12 protein-coding genes and 1 tRNA gene are annotated in these 18,548 nt (G+C 41.1%); 5 read left to right on the top strand and 8 right to left on the bottom strand.

All coding sequences use genetic code 11. From position 1 onward, the window contains the following. Positions 1 to 3: 3 nt before the first annotated feature. From K7X70_RS01570 to K7X70_RS01560, 3 genes are all read right to left on the bottom strand, one after another. Positions 4 to 77, bottom strand: a tRNA-Asp gene (locus tag K7X70_RS01570). Positions 78 to 154: 77 nt separating this feature from the next. Beyond that, complete coding sequence (gene prfA / locus K7X70_RS01565) at positions 155 to 1,228, bottom strand: peptide chain release factor 1 (RefSeq protein WP_222535413.1); 1,074 nt, start codon at positions 1,226 to 1,228, stop codon at positions 155 to 157. Between the two features lie 161 nt (positions 1,229 to 1,389). Next, entirely contained in the window at positions 1,390 to 2,133 is a 744-nt protein-coding gene (locus K7X70_RS01560; RefSeq protein WP_222535412.1) for a UDP-2,3-diacylglucosamine diphosphatase, read from the bottom strand. A gap of 129 nt (positions 2,134 to 2,262) precedes the next feature. On the opposite strand from K7X70_RS01560, the gene K7X70_RS01555 reads away from it, so the two are divergent. After that, entirely contained in the window at positions 2,263 to 3,273 is a 1,011-nt protein-coding gene (locus K7X70_RS01555; protein ID WP_062546509.1) for an NAD(P)/FAD-dependent oxidoreductase, read from the top strand. 2 nt (positions 3,274 to 3,275) lie between these two features. Continuing rightward, positions 3,276 to 3,596 carry a 2Fe-2S iron-sulfur cluster-binding protein gene (locus K7X70_RS01550; RefSeq protein ID WP_062546508.1) on the top strand — a complete coding sequence of 107 codons (321 nt, stop codon included), beginning with the start codon at positions 3,276 to 3,278 and terminating at the stop codon, positions 3,594 to 3,596. Here the strand turns inward: K7X70_RS01550 and K7X70_RS01545 are convergent, their stop codons facing one another. From K7X70_RS01545 to K7X70_RS01535, 3 genes are all read right to left on the bottom strand, one after another. Beyond that, positions 3,597 to 5,297 carry a S41 family peptidase gene (locus K7X70_RS01545; RefSeq protein ID WP_222535411.1) on the bottom strand — a complete coding sequence of 567 codons (1,701 nt, stop codon included), beginning with the start codon at positions 5,295 to 5,297 and terminating at the stop codon, positions 3,597 to 3,599. It abuts the gene before it with no gap. A 63-nt stretch (positions 5,298 to 5,360) separates the two neighbouring features. Beyond that, positions 5,361 to 5,576, bottom strand: coding sequence for a hypothetical protein (locus K7X70_RS01540; protein ID WP_222535410.1), 216 nt, complete (start codon positions 5,574 to 5,576; stop codon positions 5,361 to 5,363). 70 nt (positions 5,577 to 5,646) lie between these two features. Beyond that, on the bottom strand, positions 5,647 to 6,846 hold the full coding sequence (locus tag K7X70_RS01535; protein WP_222535409.1) for an anhydro-N-acetylmuramic acid kinase: 1,200 nt from the start codon (positions 6,844 to 6,846) through the stop codon (positions 5,647 to 5,649). Positions 6,847 to 7,063: 217 nt separating this feature from the next. Between K7X70_RS01535 and nagB the strand changes: the two genes are divergently transcribed. Together nagB and K7X70_RS01525 are read left to right on the top strand one after the other, a co-directional pair. Continuing rightward, entirely contained in the window at positions 7,064 to 8,983 is a 1,920-nt protein-coding gene (gene nagB, locus K7X70_RS01530; protein ID WP_222535408.1) for a glucosamine-6-phosphate deaminase, read from the top strand. 156 nt (positions 8,984 to 9,139) lie between these two features. Next, positions 9,140 to 12,004 (top strand): M16 family metallopeptidase, encoded by a 2,865-nt coding sequence (locus K7X70_RS01525; protein ID WP_222535407.1) that lies wholly within the window; start codon positions 9,140 to 9,142, stop codon positions 12,002 to 12,004. Between the two features lie 167 nt (positions 12,005 to 12,171). Here K7X70_RS01525 and K7X70_RS01520 read toward each other — a convergent pair whose 3' ends face one another. Next, on the bottom strand, positions 12,172 to 13,728 hold the full coding sequence (locus tag K7X70_RS01520) for a glycoside hydrolase family 10-like protein (RefSeq protein ID WP_222535406.1): 1,557 nt from the start codon (positions 13,726 to 13,728) through the stop codon (positions 12,172 to 12,174). 185 nt (positions 13,729 to 13,913) lie between these two features. Between K7X70_RS01520 and K7X70_RS01515 the strand changes: the two genes are divergently transcribed. Continuing rightward, positions 13,914 to 14,822, top strand: coding sequence for a DUF8428 domain-containing protein (locus tag K7X70_RS01515; protein ID WP_222535405.1), 909 nt, complete (start codon positions 13,914 to 13,916; stop codon positions 14,820 to 14,822). 8 nt (positions 14,823 to 14,830) lie between these two features. On the opposite strand, the gene K7X70_RS01510 is transcribed toward K7X70_RS01515, so the two are convergent. Further along, positions 14,831 to 18,547 carry a sensor histidine kinase gene (locus K7X70_RS01510; RefSeq protein WP_368388025.1) on the bottom strand — a complete coding sequence of 1,239 codons (3,717 nt, stop codon included), beginning with the start codon at positions 18,545 to 18,547 and terminating at the stop codon, positions 14,831 to 14,833. Position 18,548: the final 1 nt, after the last annotated feature.

Genomic DNA, 18,548 nt, shown 5'->3' with positions numbered 1-18,548 from the left:
TTGCGGACCGGACGGGACTCGAACCCGCGACCTCCGCCGTGACAGGGCGGCATTCTAACCAGCTGAACTACCGGTCCGTTGTTCCCTTTCGGGATTGCAAATATAGAGTCTTTATTTATATTTACAAACTATTTTTTGAAATAATCGCAACTGGTTAAGCCACAGAGCCTTCTTTCATCTTTTCAGCATTCTCCGCGAATTGTAATGCGTCGATCAGCTCCTGAACACCACCATCCATCACATGATTTAGGTTATAAAGTGTCAATCCGATGCGGTGATCTGTTACTCTTCCTTGAGGATAGTTGTAAGTTCTGATCTTTGCAGAGCGGTCACCGGTAGATACCATGGTCTTACGTCTTGCAGCAATGTCTCCATTTTTCTTCTGCAATTCAATATCATATAGTTTACTACGCAGCATCTCCATTGCAATGATTCTGTTTCCAAGCTGAGAACGTTCCTGCTGACAAACCACTACCAGTCCAGAAGGTCTGTGAGTCAACTGCACTTTCGTCTCTACTTTATTCACATTCTGACCACCGGCTCCACCTGAACGGGAAGTTTGCAAGTCAATATCTGCAGGGTTAAGGTATAGATCGATTTCTTCTGCTTCTGGCAATACCGCAACAGAAGCCGCTGAAGTATGTACACGACCCTGAGTTTCTGTATCTGGTACACGTTGAACACGGTGTACACCTGATTCATATTTCAATTGTCCGTAAACATCTTCTCCACTTACTTTCAGGATCACCTCTTTATAACCACCGGCAGTACCTTCAGTTACATCAACGGTTTCTACCTTCCAGCCTTTTTGTTCGAAGAAGCGGCTGTACATACGGTATAAATCACCAGCAAATAAAGCTGCTTCATCACCACCAGTACCACCACGAATCTCGAATACTGCATTTTTAGCATCTTCAGGATCTACAGGAATCAGCATCAAACGTACTTTTTCTTCCAGTTCTTCCTGCTGCTTCAGCAACATATCCAATTCTTCTTTAGCCATTTCGCGCATCTCGGCATCCTTTTCTGTAGCCAGAATTTCCTTGTTTGCTTCGATATTGCTCATTACATTCTTGTAGATCTTATATTGGTCTACAATCTTGCCTAAATCTTTATACTCTTTATTTAAAGCCGCAAAACGTTTCATATCCTGCATCGTATCAGGATTACTCAACTGTTCTTCTACATCTTCCCAGCGTAGCTTAATTGCTTCTAATTTTTCTAACATATTCTTTTTTCAGAAAATTAATACTTGTTGCCTTTTTGATTCAGACCCGTCCTGCGGATCCTGTCCTGGCAATTGATTTATTTTGGAAGGCAAAAATACGGCTTTTTCAGTTAATTGACACTAAAAATTTACTGCTTGCCGGATTCTTACAGCCCTGATGATTATTTTTCGAAATAGTTCAGTGTTAATTCTTTGCCGTCAAATACCGCATAAGAATTAAAATTAATCCATTCCCCGAGGTTCACATACTTACTTTTCCCATTCAGATCGATCTCTAAGGGCAAGTGACGGTGTCCGAACACGAAATAGTCGTAGTGTCTCTTTTGCAATTGTTCTTTTGCATAAATCGCCAGCCATTCAAATTCTTCTCCATGAAACGCTTCCTCTATTTTATTGGCTACCCTGCTGCTCCCAGACCACCAATTGGCGATTCCCAGTCCAATACGTGGGGGCACAATAGAAAATAACCACTGACAAGCCGGGTTTCTAAATACTTTTCTTAACAACTTATATTTTTCATCGCCAGGCCCTAGTCCATCCCCATGGTGCAGGTAAAAACTTTTACCATTTCGCTCCATGACCATTTCATCGCTAATGATTTCAATGCCCATTTCTGTCGTGAAATAATCATTCACCCACATGTCATGGTTACCTTTAAAAAAATAAATTTTTATTCCTGCGTCCGTCATGGAAGCGAGCTTACCTTGCAGGCGAACAAAACCTTTTGGGACTACTTCCCGATATTCAAACCAGAAGTCAAAAATATCACCCATCAAAAAAAGCTCAGCACAACTGCTTTCTATAGCGTTTAACCAACGAATAATTCGATCTTCGCGCTTTCTACTTTCCTGATGACTGGGAGAACCCAGGTGGAAATCAGAAGCAAAATATATGTTTTTTGTCATCAGTATCAACAAAGATAAGTAAAAAAAATATCGCGGGTTTGTCATAAGTTCTATCAATTATCTAGAATATATCTAAACAGTCGCGGTTATTAAAACAAAAGTTCGTAAATTCGCACAAAATTTAAACACATGATTTCTACAGATATAGCCATTATTGGCGCCGGACCCGTTGGTTTATTTGCGATTTTTGAAGCAGGACTCCTTAAAATGCGTTGTCATTTGATCGATTACTTACCTCAGGTAGGTGGTCAATTGTCTGAAATATATCCTAAGAAACCTATTTATGACATTCCAGGCTACCCAACAGTACTTGCTCAGGAATTGATTGACAACCTAATGGAGCAAGGGAAACCTTTCCATCCTGGTTTTACTTTAGGAGAACGTATTGAAGGTCTGGAGAAACGTGGAGAAGGAGATTTTGTGTTGACCACTAATATGGGTACGATCATCGAAGCTAAAGTAGTGGTAATTGCTGGCGGATTGGGCTGTTTTGAGCCTCGTAAACCAGCAGTAGAAGGATTAGAGCAGTTTGAAAACGGTAAAGGGGTGAATTATATGATTCTTGATCCTGAAAAATACCGTGGCCAGAAAATGGTAATCGCCGGTGGTGGTGACTCTGCTTTAGACTGGACAATTTTCCTTGCGGATATTGTAGACGAATTGACTTTAGTTCACCGCAGCGAAAGCTTCCGTGGTGCACCTGATTCAGTAAACAAGGTAATGGCGCTTGCGGAAAGCGGCAAAATCAACCTGGTATTGAACAGCAATTTAAGCTCTGTTCATGGAAATGGAAAACTGGAAACAGTGGAACTTGTTCATAACCGCAGCCTGGAAAAAAGCACAATCCAAGCAGATCATTTGATTCCTCTTTTCGGATTGAGTCCTAAATTAGGTCCAATTGAACAATGGAACTTAAACATCAACAAAAGTGCAATTGAAGTAAATACAGATGACTATTCGACCAATATCCCAGGTATCTATGCAATTGGCGACATCAACACTTACACCAACAAATTAAAATTAATCCTTTGCGGTTTCCATGAAGCAGCATTAATGAGTCACAGTGCTTACCAGTACATGAACCCAGGCGTTAAATATACCATGAAATACACTACCGTAAACGGGGTATCCGAATTCTAAACATGGAAGAAAATAACATTACCCTGCACGTCCAAAATCCGGATGGCAGCAGAACAACTTTAGAAGCGCCTGTAGATATGGGCCTGAGCTTGATGGAATACCTGAAAGCATGTGAATACGATATTCTTGCCACCTGTGGTGGAATGGCACTTTGCGCAACTTGCTGCGTAGACGTGCTGGAAGGAGAAGAGAAATTGAATGAGATGACAGATGACGAATACGCCATGCTGGACACCTTACCAGATTTACTGCCTAATTCCAGGTTAGCCTGCCAGTTACAATTGAGTCCGGCAATGGACGGACTGGTCGTTAAACTACACTAATTAATTTTCTATAGGAGCAGCCGCAATTGTCTTAATTGGGCTGCCTATAGTTTTATATTCGCCCTCCCCTTTCAATATTGCCAGCATTTTTGACGAATTGCTCAATACAGCTTTTGCTGCACTCAGCTCTTTATCATATTGAAAAGCCTGGATCACCTTTCCTTTTTCATAATAATACCTGCTCACAATCTGTGTTTCCAGAACTCTTTTAATTTCCGGTTTGAAGGTAGTCAGGTCTGTTTTCTTTGCCCCTAACATTTTAGCTTTAAGGTCTTCCAGATCTGCTTTTACAGCAGGTAGCTTATTTTCTTTTTCGGCCTCCGTACGCAAATCTGCCAATAAGCGCTCCGTTTTGGAAACATAAGCATAGTCTTTTCCTTCAAGGGAAGTCAGGAAAGCGACATAATCCTGATCTGTCAATTGAAAACTTGCCGCAGGGGCGATGGTTTTATTGTTCTTTTTATAGGCATTGGCATAGTCAAAAAATAAGCTTTTATTCAGTAAAGAGATTGTAATCGGGCTCAGTTTAGGGCTTTCCACAAAGATGTCAGGATAAATGCCATTGCCATCATACACGCTTCTTCCGGTACGGGTACTGAATTTATTCATCAGGGAATCCGCTACTTTAGGTGTTTTTCCATTCTGGTCTTTATGGGAATAATCCAAGGCCTGAATACAGCGCCCTGAAGGGGTGAAGTACTTGGCCACAGTTACTTTCACCAGGCTATTATAGGGCAAGGGGAAAGTTTGCTGCACCAGCCCTTTTCCATAACTGCGCTGCCCTACAATAATGGCTCTGTCTAAATCCTGTAAAGCACCCGCCACAATTTCTGAGGCAGAAGCAGAATTGCCCCCTACCAGAATCACCAATGGAATTTGAGGAAGTAAGGGATCTGCCAGGGTTTTATAAGTAATGGTTTTTTGTGGGTTTCTACCTTTTTGAGTCACCACTAAAACATCTTTATTTACAAACAGGTTCACAATTTTCACGGCTTCCTGCAGGATTCCGCCACCATTGTAGCGCAGATCAATGATCATCCCTTTAGGCTGCTGTTTGTTCAGGTCAATAGCCGCATCCTTTACTTCCTGCCCTGCATTCTCCAGAAATTTATCCAATCTGATGTAGGCAAAATGATCCTCGGTCATGCCAGAATAAGAAACATTCGGCTGTTTAATTTCATCCCGGTTGAGATTTTTGGTGATCACCGCACCATTTCTGATGACTAATAAAGTCACTGCTGAACCGCGAGGACCACGCAGCAGCTGACTTACTTGTGCACGTTCTTTTCCTTTTACCGCAACATCGTTGATTTTTACAATCTGATCGCCAGGTTTCAGGTCTTGCTTATCCGCAGGGTAGCCTTCTGTCACTTCGTTTACAAATAGCTTTCCTTCAATAAAAAGCGTACTCGCGCCAATGCCCCCATATTGGGTGCTCACATATTTTAGTTTATAATCTTCGACTTCAGACTCAGGAATGTATTCTGTATAGGGGTCTAGTCCATCCAGCATGGCATCAATACTGCTACGCATGAGGTTGGATGGATTGGTTTCGTCTACATAATTGATGTTAATCTCTTTATATAAAGACGCGAAAATATCCAGGTTTTTGGAAACCTGAAAAAGATCTTCCTTAAAAGACCAGCTTATGGAAGCAAAAGCAATCAGCGAAAAGGCGGCTACAAGTCTGAATTTTTTCATTTTACCCATCTGTTGAAAGGTAAATTTACAAAAAAGGCTTGGAACTCAATAGGCTAATGGGAATTATAGCCTGTTGCCATCAGGATCAGCCAGGGCTTTCTTGATGGTAAATTCTACATACTCGCGGTTTCTTTTTACTAAGTCCATCAATTGCTCTACCAATTGGTCTTCTTGTCCAGGAACAAAAGATAGGTTCTCTTTCGCCAGGTCGCGGTATTTTCTAAGAAACTTAATTTTAACCTTTGTCCAGGTCTCAGGAGTAAGTGTAAAACTTGCCATAATGTATTATAGTTTGGTTGCAAAAATAGGAAAATTTATGAGAGGAGCACAGGGATTCCGTATTCTCCGGTTAATCAGGCAGAGAGATTTTTCCCATTCGGATAGAAGGGACACCTTGGCGCGCACCGAAATTGATTTTTTCGCCAACTAAAGTCTCATTGGCCAGGACGGCAAACAGCACTGCTTCTTTAGCATCCGGATTAATTTCCAGCTGTGCTGTAGTGCAGAATTTCGCCTTTGGCAGACCAGCTTTCAGCATCCTTACTAAAAGTGGATTGTGCATCCCTCCTCCACTCATATATATATAAGGTGTGGCGGTTTTTCCAAAGCATTTGTTGATGGCCGCCAGGATCACTTTTGCCGAGCAGGCACATAAAGTGGCGAGTACATCTTCTTTAGCAAGGTTTAAAGTGCCTGATTGTTCTTGTGCTGTGGATAAGTAGCTCAAATTGAAAAGTTCAGGACCGGTGGTTTTCGGAAAATCAGCGTTTAGAAATTCATTTGTTAATAAAGCGGTTAATAAGTCTTCATTCACCGTTCCTTCAGTAGCAATTGTTCCATTTTCATCAAAATATAAGCCTGGATAATGCTGCTGAACATATTGATCCATCATCGTATTTCCAGGGCCAACATCGGTGGAAAAAACTTTCGAAGCGTCGTGATCGGCTGGCAGATAGGTAAAATTGGCAATTCCTCCAATATTGAGCATGATGCGGTCTTCTCCTTTTTTTGAGAAAAGCAGGTAATCTCCGTAAACTGCCAATGGAGCTCCTTCTCCCCCGGCTGCCAGATGTTTCTGACGGAAATCTGAAATGGTAATGATGCCGGTCTTCACTGCGATATGGTCGCCGTCACCAATTTGAAGGGTGGCATTTGGGTAATCCTGCAGGCCATGTAAAGTTGCAGGCGCATGAAAAATCGTTTGCCCATGACTGGCGATCACATCAATTTCGACAGGTGTTCTTCCCCAGGCTTTTAAGGTTTCCAAAATCAGCGTTGCATGGTATAGGCCAATCTTCTCATTCATCAGGCAAACCATTTGCAGATCAGCATCTCTCCTGGAAAAAATAGATTTGACTTCGCGCTTAAACTCCTGGTGATAAGGAACCGTAGTAAATTCCAGCACTTTCAAGATGGTTTCCGCACCATTTCCTTTTACCGCACAAAGGGCAATGTCCAGGCCATCTAAAGAAGTGCCAGACATCAGTCCGATGATCAGGCGTTCCGGTTTCTGCAGTATTTCGTAGAGTGATTTCCAGTTTGAATTCATAAAGCTGATTTGTCGGATACTAAAATAGGTTAAAATCAATTGCTCCAAGGGATTTCATAAAAAATCCTCCGAATTTGTTGAAAAAACTAACAGTTTTGTAAAAAACAGCCATTTTGATTGCCAATTTCAAACAAAAAACACAGCGGGGTTAAAAATTTGGATTAAGTCGGCAGAGTCCCTATATTTACTGCTCCGTACAAAATTTAAGAACAATTAAATGGCAAGATTAAATCTTCTGGAAGAAACGCGTTTTGAAAAACTGCCCGTTTCTGTCTTTGAAAATCCTACAGCAGCATCTTTAAGTGTTGCTCACCGCATCGGGGACCTTATTAAAGAAAAACAAAAGAACAATTCCAAGGCTGTCTTAGGCCTAGCTACCGGAGCTACACCAATAGCGGTGTACGCGGAATTAGTTAGAATGCATAAGGAAGAAGGTTTGAGCTTTAAAAATGTAATCACATTCAACCTTGATGAGTACTACCCTATGCAGCCAACTGCTGCACAGAGCTATGTATCTTTCATGAATGATCATTTATTTGATCATATTGACATTGAAAAAGAAAACGTAAACATCCCTGATGGTACCTTGAAACTGGAAGACATTCCTGCTTTCTGTTTAGCTTACGAGAAAAAGATCACTGAAGTTGGTGGCTTAGATATTCAGATTCTGGGTATCGGTCGTACTGGTCACATTGGTTTCAATGAGCCAGGTTCTGCGCCAAACTCAGGTACTCGTTTAGTTACTCTTGACGATTTGACCAGAAGAGATGCAGCCCGCGACTTTGGTGGTAAATCTTTTGTTCCTACAAAAGCAATTACCATGGGTATCGGTACTATTTTCAAAGCCCGTGAGATCATTCTTATGGCCTGGAATAAGAAAAAAGCTTCCATCATTAAAAAAGCAGTAGAAGGTGAAATTTCAAGTGAAGTTCCTGCTACTTATCTGCAATTATCTGAACATGTAGAATTCATCCTGGATCAGGATGCGGCTTCTTTATTGACACGTTTTGATACACCTTGGTTGGTAAAAGACTGCATCTGGGATGAAGTAATGACCAGAAAGGCAGTAATCTGGTTGGCAAACACGCTAGGTAAGCCAATTTTGAAACTGACTGAAGACGACTATAACAACCACGGTATGGCTCAGCTTGCAGTGGAACAAGGTCCGGTATACAATATTAACATTCATATTTTCAACAAATTACAGCACACCATCACTGGATGGCCGGGTGGTAAACCAAACGCAGATGATTCTCAAAGACCAGAGCGTGCGGAACCAGCGAACAAACGTGTGGTAATTTTCTCTCCACACCCTGATGATGATGTGATCTCTATGGGCGGTACTTTTATCCGTTTAGTAGACCAGAAACATGATGTACATGTAGCTTACCAAACCTCAGGAAATACTGCAGTTTGGGATGATGATGCACTGCGTTTCTTAGAATTCAACATCGATTTCTCAGAAAAAATGGGCATGGCTCAGGATGAAATGAAAGGTATTTACCAAAATATCCGCAGCTTCATCGAGACCAAACAACCAAATCAGGTAGATACTCCGGAATTACAAACAGTGAAAGGATTGATCAGAAAAGGAGAAGCGATTGCTGGTGCCAGATTCTGCGGTTTAGAAGATGACCATATCCATTTCATGGCCCTTCCTTTCTACGAAAGTGGAAAAACTAAAAAGAATCCGGTAACCGAGAGAGACATCGAACTGACGATGGAGCTTTTACAAAAAATCAAACCAGAGCAGGTATTTGCAGCTGGAGATTTTGAAGATCCACATGGTACACACATCGTATGTTTCAATATCATTTTATCAGCATTACAAAGACTAGCAAAAACTGAAAGCTGGGTTAAAGACTGCTGGTTATGGTTATACCGTGGTGCATGGTTAGAATTTGATACTTATGAAATCGAAATGGCCGTGCCATTGAGTCCACAGGAAGTAGAGAAAAAGAAATTCGCTATTTTCAAACACCAATCACAAAAAGACCGCGCTGTATTCCCTGGTGATGATTCCAGAGAATTCTGGGTGAGAGCTGAAGACAGAAACAGAGAAACTGCCGAAGCTTATGATCACCTTGGATTGGCGGAATATGAAGCAATGGAAGCCTTTGTGCGTTACCATTTCTAATCGAATTTACCCTTAAATACTTTACAACCGCTAAGCTCCTGAAGCTTAGCGGTTTTTTTTATATACGCCATTTTATGCTGAACGGAAAATCTTTGCCGATGGCTCATGAATACTCATGATAAAACTATAATTTAGTCTAACTTATTGTCAAACTACATGAAGAAAAACATTTATATTCTCGCGATAGGACTGGTCGCACAATTGGCTGTTTATAGCCCTGGATATGCCCAAAAAAAAACAGGCACTGGGAAAACCAGTACTACCATCCCTGCAAAAAAAACAGATGGACAGCTCATCCCAAATGATCCAAATGTTAAAATAGGAAAACTTCCAAACGGACTCACTTATTACATCAGAAAAAATACAGAGCCTAAAAACAGGGCAGAACTGTATTTAGCCACTCGCATTGGCTCCTTAATGGAGAATGATGACCAGCGGGGCCTCGCCCACTTTACGGAACACATGGCCTTTAACGGCTCTAAAGATTTCCCTAAAAATGAAATGATTGATTACCTTCAAAAAGCAGGTGTTCGCTTTGGAGCAGATTTAAATGCTTATACCAGTTTCAATCAAACTGTCTATCAACTGCCTATCCCTACAGATAGTGCTGCAGTATTCAAGTCAGGATTTAAAATCCTGGCCAACTGGGCAGGAAAAATCAGTATGGATGGCGAAGAAATTGATAAAGAACGTGGTGTAATCATTGAAGAAGATCGTCAGCGTGGAAAAAATGCCCAGGAAAGAATGCAAAAGCAGATGCTGCCTTTGATCTTGAAAGGTTCACGTTATGAAAATCGCATACCAATTGGTAAAATTGATTTACTGCAAAGCTTTACACACGATAAAATCCGCAATTTTTATAAAGATTGGTACCGACCAAACCTACAGGCAGTAATTGCAGTAGGTGATTTTGATGTGAATGAAGTGGAGCAGCTGATCAAACAAAACTTCTCTGACCTGGCCAATCCTACCAATCCAAGACCACGTTTAACCTACGACCTTCCTGATAATAAGGAGCCATTGGTAAAGATCATCACAGACCCTGAACAGCCTTACAATGTAGCACAAGTGATGTATAAACAACGTGGTGGAGTGGTGAAGACTACCGCAGATTTAAAGAAGAGCCTGATGTACTCCATGATCAACAGCATGTTAGGCGCACGTTTACAAGAGATCCTTCAAAAAGGAAATGCACCATTTTTGCTAGCACAGTCTAGTTATGGCCCTTTCCAGGGAGGATTGGTACCCAATATCAATGCCTTTCAGACGGTAGTTGTTTCCAATTCTGGTGCCACATTAGAAAAAGCCATTACTGCTGGTTTAGCAGAAAATGAACGCGTGAGCAAATTCGGTTTTCTACCTTCAGAAATAGAGATTGCCAAGAAGAACATTACCGCTGCCAATGAAAAACGCCTGAAAGAAAAAGATAAAACTCCTTCTTCCAGCTTTGTTCAAAAATACCTGAATAATTTTCTGGAAGGAAGTAGTATTGCTTCCACAGAATATAGCTATAACCTGACTAAAAAGGCGCTGGAAGAAATCAGCCTTGCTGATATCAATGCGCTGGCAAAAACCCTGATTACAAAAGACAATCAGATTGTCCTGGTGATGGCACCAGAAAAAGAAAAGGCCAGTTTACCTACTGAAGCGCAATTATTAGCGGCCTTAAAAAATGCTGGAAATGGCGTCACTCCTTACGTGGACAACTCCATCAACAAGCCGCTGCTAGACAAAAAACCTGCAGCCGGGAAGATTGTTTCAGAAAAGAAAATTGATGCCGTAGGCGCCACAGAATTGACGCTAAGCAACGGCATTAAAGTACTATTGAAACCGACAGATTTCAAAAATGACCAGATTGTTTTCAGCTCCTTCTCTAAAGGAGGAACTTCTCTGGCCAGCAATTCGGATTTCCGCTCTGCTGAACTCGTAAGCCTGATCCCTGAAAGTGGTGTTGGGGAGTTTAATCCTTCGAACCTGAATAAACTGCTTGCAGGGAATACGGCGAATGCAGGCGCTTATGTGAGCGATCTCTATCAGGGTTTCAGTGGCAGTGCTTCTCCAAAAGACCTGGAAACAGCTTTCCAATTGGTATTCGCGTATGCAACCAAACCAAGAAAAGATGTAGAGATTTTCAATAAAAACATGAGTGATTATAAGGTTATTCTAGCCAATAAAAATGCCAGTCCGAGCAGTGTATTTGCAGACACGGTACAGGCAGTAATGGCTTCTTACCATGAACGTGGCATGCCAATGAAATTATCGGATCTGGATAAAATCTCACTAGACAAGGCTTTTGAATTCTATAAAGACCGATTTGCAGACCTTGGAGAGCAGACTTTTGTGATCGTTGGGGCCTTTGATGTGAATGCGATTAAACCTTTAATTGAAACTTATATTGCCAGCCTGCCTTCAGCAGGTAAAAAACAAAACTTCGCAGACAATGGTGTAAAACCTCCAGTAGGAAAGATCAGCAAAACTGTTTACAAAGGTTTGGAAGATAAAGCGGCAGTACAATTGTACCTCCATGGAGATTACGACTTTTCAGCAGAAAACAACGTACAGCTAGATGCCTTAAACGAAGCCTTGAAAATCAAAATACTGGAACGTCTGAGAGAGAAAGAAAGTGGCGTATACAGCCCTAATGTAAGCCTTAGCATCAACAAAGAGCCGAATCCTCACTACTATTTCACGATTTCATTTAGCTGTGCTCCAGCAAATGTAGAAAAGCTGATTTCAGCGGCCCTAGATGAAGTCAACAAAATCAAACAGAGTGGTGCATCAGCAGATGACCTGATGAAATTTAAATCTGAAGAACAGCGTCAGACGGAACTGAGTCTTAGAAACAATGGTTTTTGGTTAGGTTACCTGAGCAGCTGTATTAAAAATGGAGAACCAATGGACATGGTATTCCAGCAGCCTAAATTATTGGAAAAGGTAACTGTAGAAAGCACAAAAGCTGCAGCAAACAAATACCTGAACGAAAACAATTACCTCCGTTTCGTACTGGTTCCACAAAAATAAGCAGGTGTTCGTAAGATAAATAGAAAAAATCCTAAAATAGTGTGGACACACTCGTAAATAAAAGGCCTGATGAATATTTAAAACATCAGGCCTTTTATATCTATAGAATGGATCAAGTCCATTCTCAAATTGATCAGCCCTATCTTAATGATACGAGCTTTATTCCCTTACTTTTCTAGTTTAACCAATGCAATTGTTTCCAGTCCAACAGGGCTGCTTGGCTCGCTCTCATTCTTCAATCGATCCAATGCCGTCACCAGGTATGTATATCTTTTTCCCTTCTCTACCGTGGTATCGATAAAGGAAGTATAATTCTCGAAGCTGATTCTAAGGATATTTCTGGCATCCAGCACATCCACTTTGACCCCTTCATTGAACCGGTAGATTACATATCCTGATGCTGTTTCGCCATCACTGGCAACCGTTGGTTTTTCCCATTTCAGGTGCACTCCATCGTTCCTGGCTTCAGCCGTCAATTCCTGTGGTGCATGAGGTACAACATCATCCAGCCATGGCATTTGAGGAGGCAACGCCGGAAATGTATAAAGGTCGTTTCTTAAAGAATCTCCCACTGCCCGCGCGACCGTAGAAAAGGATTTTGAGCTAAAAAACACACTTCCCTGTACACGGTTGTTCTGACGTAAGTACCGGATTTGATCTGGCACCTGCTCTGGTAATCTCCAGGCGGCTTCCATCTTTTGATTCACCAGGTATGCACCCTGACCGATATAGAGATGGCGACCATAAGTATTATTACTCCACCAATCTACCAAGGTAGCAAAAGGGGCTGCTTTACGGGTAAAACTGAAATATATCTGCGGATTGATGTAATCTACCCATCCTTCTTTTACCCATTTTCTAGAATCGGCAAACAGTTCATGAAAGTTTGATAATCCACGCGTAGCAGAACCCTCCACATCTTCATTGTCGTTTTTCCAGATGCCAAAAGGGCTTACTCCAAATTTAACATACTTTTTATGGGTATGAATACTATCGTCCAGCTGTTTAATCAGTAAATCGACATTGTTCCTTCTCCAATCGTTGATATTGGTGAAACCGTTAGCATACTTGCTAAATGTAGCCTCATCATTGATCTTTTGTCCGGCTATTTTGTAAGGGTAAAAGTAGTCGTCAAAATGGATTCCATCCACATCATAACCTTTCACCACATCCAGAATCACCTGAATGATGTATTCCCTTACTTCTGGAATCCCTGGGTCAAACTGTTTCTTCCCACCGTAAGTAAAGAACCATTCCGGGCGCTTTCTGGTCATGTGATCAGCGCTCACCACCGTACTCGGGCTTGTTGTAGCACGATATGGATTGAACCAGGCATGTAGCTCCATTCCCCTTTGATGTGCTTCTTTAATTGCAAAGGCCAATGGATCATAATCAAGTCCTGGAGCAACCCCTTGTCTGCCGGTTAACCACTGACTCCAGGGTTCCCTCGATTTGGCGTAAAAAGCATCTGCTGCCGGCCTTACCTGTAACATGATCGCATTCATTCCATTCGCTTTATGCATTTCCAATAAGCCTATTAATTCCTGCTTCTGCTGATCCATGCTTAAACCCGGTTTAGAAGGCCAGTCTATATTTGCAACTGTGGCCACCCATACCCCTCGAAACTCTCTTTTTGGAGCAATTTTTGATGTGCCTTGTGCGAAAGATAGATATGGAGTTAGCGCTATTAGAAACAACAGCCCATAGATAGTATTTTTAAACATTTTATATAATTTGTACTTTAATAATTCTTTTTCTTTGTGTGTTCTGGTATACGTTGTGTATTCGAGATCTTAGCAAGTAAACGATTTTTTTTAAAGTCTCATACAAATAGGCTGTTTTTTTTACTATTTCCTATATTTTTATATTATGTTCGCGTTTTAAACACCTTTAGAGAAGAATTCAAGAAATGTCAGACCAAAATGAGATGGTGAATAAGGGAGACCGCAATAAGATATATTTTCTAATTGTTGTCATTCTCGCCCTTCTGGGAACCAATGCTTACTTATACTTAAAAGACCGACATCAAAGCCAGCGCTTTGTAACCGTGAGCACAGAAAAAGACAGACTAAAACTTGAAGTGGAGAAAATAGAAGCGGAACTGGATAAGGTAAACGCACTAAATGTTACCTTAACAGACAAGCTTCAGGAAGAACAAAAGCTCGCGAGAGCGAAGATTGCGGAGTTGAAACTTGCCCTTCAAAATGGTAAACTGACCCAAGGTGACCTCAATACTGCCCAGAAAGAGGTAAAAGAACTACGTGAATTTGTGAAAAACTACAGCGATGAAATCGTCCGTTTAGAAAAAGAGAATACTTATTTACGCACACAGCGTGACAGCTTAAAAGAGTTTGCCTATACTGCCAGTCAAAAGGCCAGCGATCTGGAGAAGAAAAACACAGCATTAGAAGCTAAAGTAAAAACTGGTGCCGCTTTAAAAGCTGGAAATGTATCTATTGTAGCTTATAAAGTGAAAAACAATGGGAAAAACATAGAAGTGACCCGTGCCAGTACCGCAAAAAAACTAACCATTAACTTCAATATCGCATCAAATGCGCTAGCCGCTAAAGATTACCATAAGATATATCTGCGTGTATTTGACCCTGCAGGAAACCTGATTGCTAACGGTGAAAATCTATTTGAAGCAGATGGTGAGCAAATGCAATACACCTCTTCGACCTCCATTTCTTATAACGACGACAATACTGTTTATAAGATGGACTGGATCAATCCGAACCCTTTTATTAAAGGCACTTATTCGATTATTCTTTATGCAGATGGTTTTACCATGGGTAAAGCAGCAATTGAATTAAACTAGAAATCCGATTAAGATAGTGGGAAGCTCAGGTAAAAAGTGGTTCCCACATCAGTAAAGGACTTAAACGAAACCGTTCCCCCCGCATTTTCCACAGCTTGTTTTACGAAGGCCAGACCTAATCCTGTTCCAGACGATTTAGTGGTGAAGTTGGGTACAAAAATCTTATCCTGCTGCTCTGGGTCAATACCCTTGCCATTGTCTTCTACCTCTACAAATACGTTTTCCTCATCATTCATCACATTCACTTTAATAACGCATCTCGTGTCTGTACCGGCGGCTTCAATCGCGTTTTTAAGCAGGTTATTAAATGTACGCAGCATTTGATCTTTATCACCAAGGATCATGACTTCTAAGCTGGTATGGTTAAATATATAAATTTCTACATTTTGCGTATTCGTAAAAACATCCCTTGCCTGCTGTATAATCGGGAGTAAACGTAGTTTTTCCAGTTTGGTATCTGGCATCTTCGCGAAATTGGAGAACTCTGAAGCGATAGAAGCCAGGCTATCAATCTGTTCTATAAATGACTTATTAAAACGCTCAAACTTCTTTTCAAAATTAGGATCTTTCTCTTTCCAGGATTTCTCCAGCAGCTGCACGCCTAGTTTTAATGGCGTTAAAGGATTTTTAATCTCATGCGCCACCTGTTTGGCCATCTCCCGCCAGGCAATTTCCCTTTCGGATCGGGCAAGTTTCGAAGCGCTTTCCTCTAAGGCGGCAATCATCTTATTGTATTCCCGAATCAGGGAACCAATTTCATCATGCCTCGACCATTGAATAGGCTGATTTTTTTGGCCTAATTTGGTCTTTCGGATACTTTCCTGAATAAAAGTAAGCGGGCTGGTGATCTGATTGGCTAGAAACACAGCCAGAATACCAATGGCTACAAATACCAGGGCATAAATGTTAATCAAGGTATTGATGTATAGGCCGATTTTACGCTGATAATCTGCTTCATTGGCATAATAAGGCAGTCCGATGTAAGCAACGGTCTCATTCATCGCATTGCGAATCGGCGCATAAGCAGAAGAATAACCGAAATCCCCGATGTGTTCATCTGGATTGATGTACTCCGATCTTTGCATCTGTTTCAGGAAAACATAGGCTTTTGCACCCATTTTACGCCCTATAATACCGAAATCATAAATCCTTGGCAAAGAGGTAAACAAGAGGTCTCCATTTGCATCAAAAAGGTTGAGGTAGGCACCATTCACATCAGCGAACTCATTAAAAAACCGCGTAGACTCCTCATCAGAGGTCGGCAATCCCGTAGCTAAGATTCGTTTTTCATAAGACAGTTGTACTTTTCTTATTTTCTCCTGAATATAGTCTTCCTGCTGTCTGCGGTACTCGTCGCGGATGTAGAAATAGGTGGTCCAGCCTACAATCACCAAAGTGGCCACTACGGAAAGTACAATTGAGAACTGAATCCTGGTCTTATAGAGGATTTTGTTCGCATTGATCATTAACGAACGATTGATATTGAACCAGCCACCCCAGCTTTCATCGATATTCTTTAGTACCCAGATTAAAGCATAGAGCGTAACTGAGAAAATAATGAAAACCAAAAAGAAGAAAGACAGCGTAGCGAGGCGCGCCACATAAGACACCTTTTCCTTGCTCACAACGATCATTTTGGAGGCGATGGGCATGTACACTACATGTGTGTACCCAAGGCTGTCTGTGACGATCCTAGGCTTCCTAGGCTCAGCTCTAAAATCCAGAGCAGAGAGTTTATACGTGTATGGTCCCGATTGATTGACTAATTTACCATAACTGTAGAAGGCAAAAGAGTAATTGCTATAATCATCCTCGCTCTTATTTTTACGGTCGATCAGGATATCCGGAAGTTGACTATTGTAATTGTATTGCTGCGATTTCAGTTCGATCACCAGTGTCCCAAGGATGTGATTATCCTCGAAAATAGGAATAATCCCGAAGTAGTTTTGATAACCAAAAGTATCATTCAGCCGGTAAAAGAAATTTGATTCAGAAGCTTTTATAGAACCTGTCTGCACCAGCTTTTTGTAATAACTCAAGGGAGCTCCCTGCTTATTTAGCGAAGAATCCTTGCTGTCGTATTCGTAAATATTGTATTCGAATTTGGAAAGATAGCCTCCCAAAAACTGCTTATTGATGTGTCTTTGCAAAACATCAGACCTGCCCATCGTAGGTTGCTTAAAGTAATCAGCAACAAAACTATCTGTGTAAATACCTACTTCCAGGCTCTCAATTGCACTGATGATCTTAGGATCGTCTGTAGATTCCAGTTTCTGCGCAATCGTAAGCCTTTTATTTTTCTCTTTTATATCGATAAATTTCAAGTACTTGATAGAGGACATGAAGGCCAGGCAGAAGAATATAGTCGTAAAAACCCCGATAGAGAATTTATTGTCTTTAATAAACACATTCCAGCCTACTGTGAGGATAAACACAGCATACACCACAAAGAAAATACTGAAATCTGTACTTAGGCGGTAGCAAAGGTAAGCTAAGAATGCAAACAGAAACAGCATTAACCGCTCCTTATTTGTGACATTCAAGGTTTTACTCAGTTCCAACAATATGGTAATGATCAGGTAAATATTGAACCATACCAGACATAGGATAACAATACTGATCCAGCTTACCCAGCCAAGATTGATGATATTAGTGATGTCAAAATTGATCTTTGAATTGATGATCAGCCCAAAGAAAATCTGGTCACTGATCAACGCAAGCAGACCAAAAAAGGCCAGTAATATCAGGTAACAAGCCCATCCTGCTATTTTGTTTTTAGTTAGCCAGGAAGGCAAGTGGTACTCATTTCTGTGTTTATAAATAAAATAAACGACCCAGGTAATGGCAAATACATTGAGTAGGAAGTCGCCTAAAGAAGGTAGAAAGAAACTCTCCCCATATATCGTAGGACTAAATATCAGCAGGTCAAACTGTTGATTGAACCACCCGTATTCCAGATCTGTTACCCTCAAGACCACAAAGAACAAAGTCAGTAATAAGGTGGCAGAAAGCAATCGCCCTTTTTTCACCATCCAGACACAAAAGGAATTGAAGAATAAACAAATGCTAAACAGGCCAATTGCCCATAACCAAACCTCAATTTTTGAATAAATACTCTTGGTATAACTCGGTTTTAGCTTTACTTCAAACAGCAGTCGGCCCTCAAAATTATTGATGCCAAAAACGTCTGTATCCGTAAAAGAGGCCAGAGATAATGAATTGGAAGGTAATAGGTGAGGTGAAATGTCATTCAGCAGGTACTGATTTTGAATATTATACTGATCCATCACCTCGATGAGAAACACCAGCGCATAATTTCCGGTTGTCTTCCGAACCACTTCATACCAGCCATTGGGCAGCTGAACGAAGGATGAGCCCTCATTTATCACATCCAAACTGGAAGGAAAGGCACTAAAAGAGCTCCAGAATTTTAAATCATTTTTTTCATACACCAGCAGATTGATTCCCTGCTGTGGATAAAGATTAATAAAGTCTAAAGCGTATTTTTCATTGAGCTCATATTGCTTGGCCTGTTCCACCCTTTTCGAATCGGACAGGAAGTCGTAAACAATACTTTCTTTATCACTCAGGTTTTCCTGAAGGGTTGCCGCTTCATGGGTAAGCAGATCTTTCTTACTGATCGTACTTTTTAAAGTTAGGGCCGTGCCAATACAGCAGGCCCCAAGTATCAATAATAAAAATCTGATTTTACCCGCGATGCTCACG

It is taken from the genome of Pedobacter polysacchareus (assembly GCF_019802255.1).
Taxonomy (GTDB): Bacteria; Bacteroidota; Bacteroidia; order Sphingobacteriales; family Sphingobacteriaceae; genus Pedobacter; species Pedobacter polysacchareus.
The sequence above is the reverse complement of the archived record's forward strand: the minus strand, read 5'-3'. Positions and strand labels throughout refer to the sequence as shown.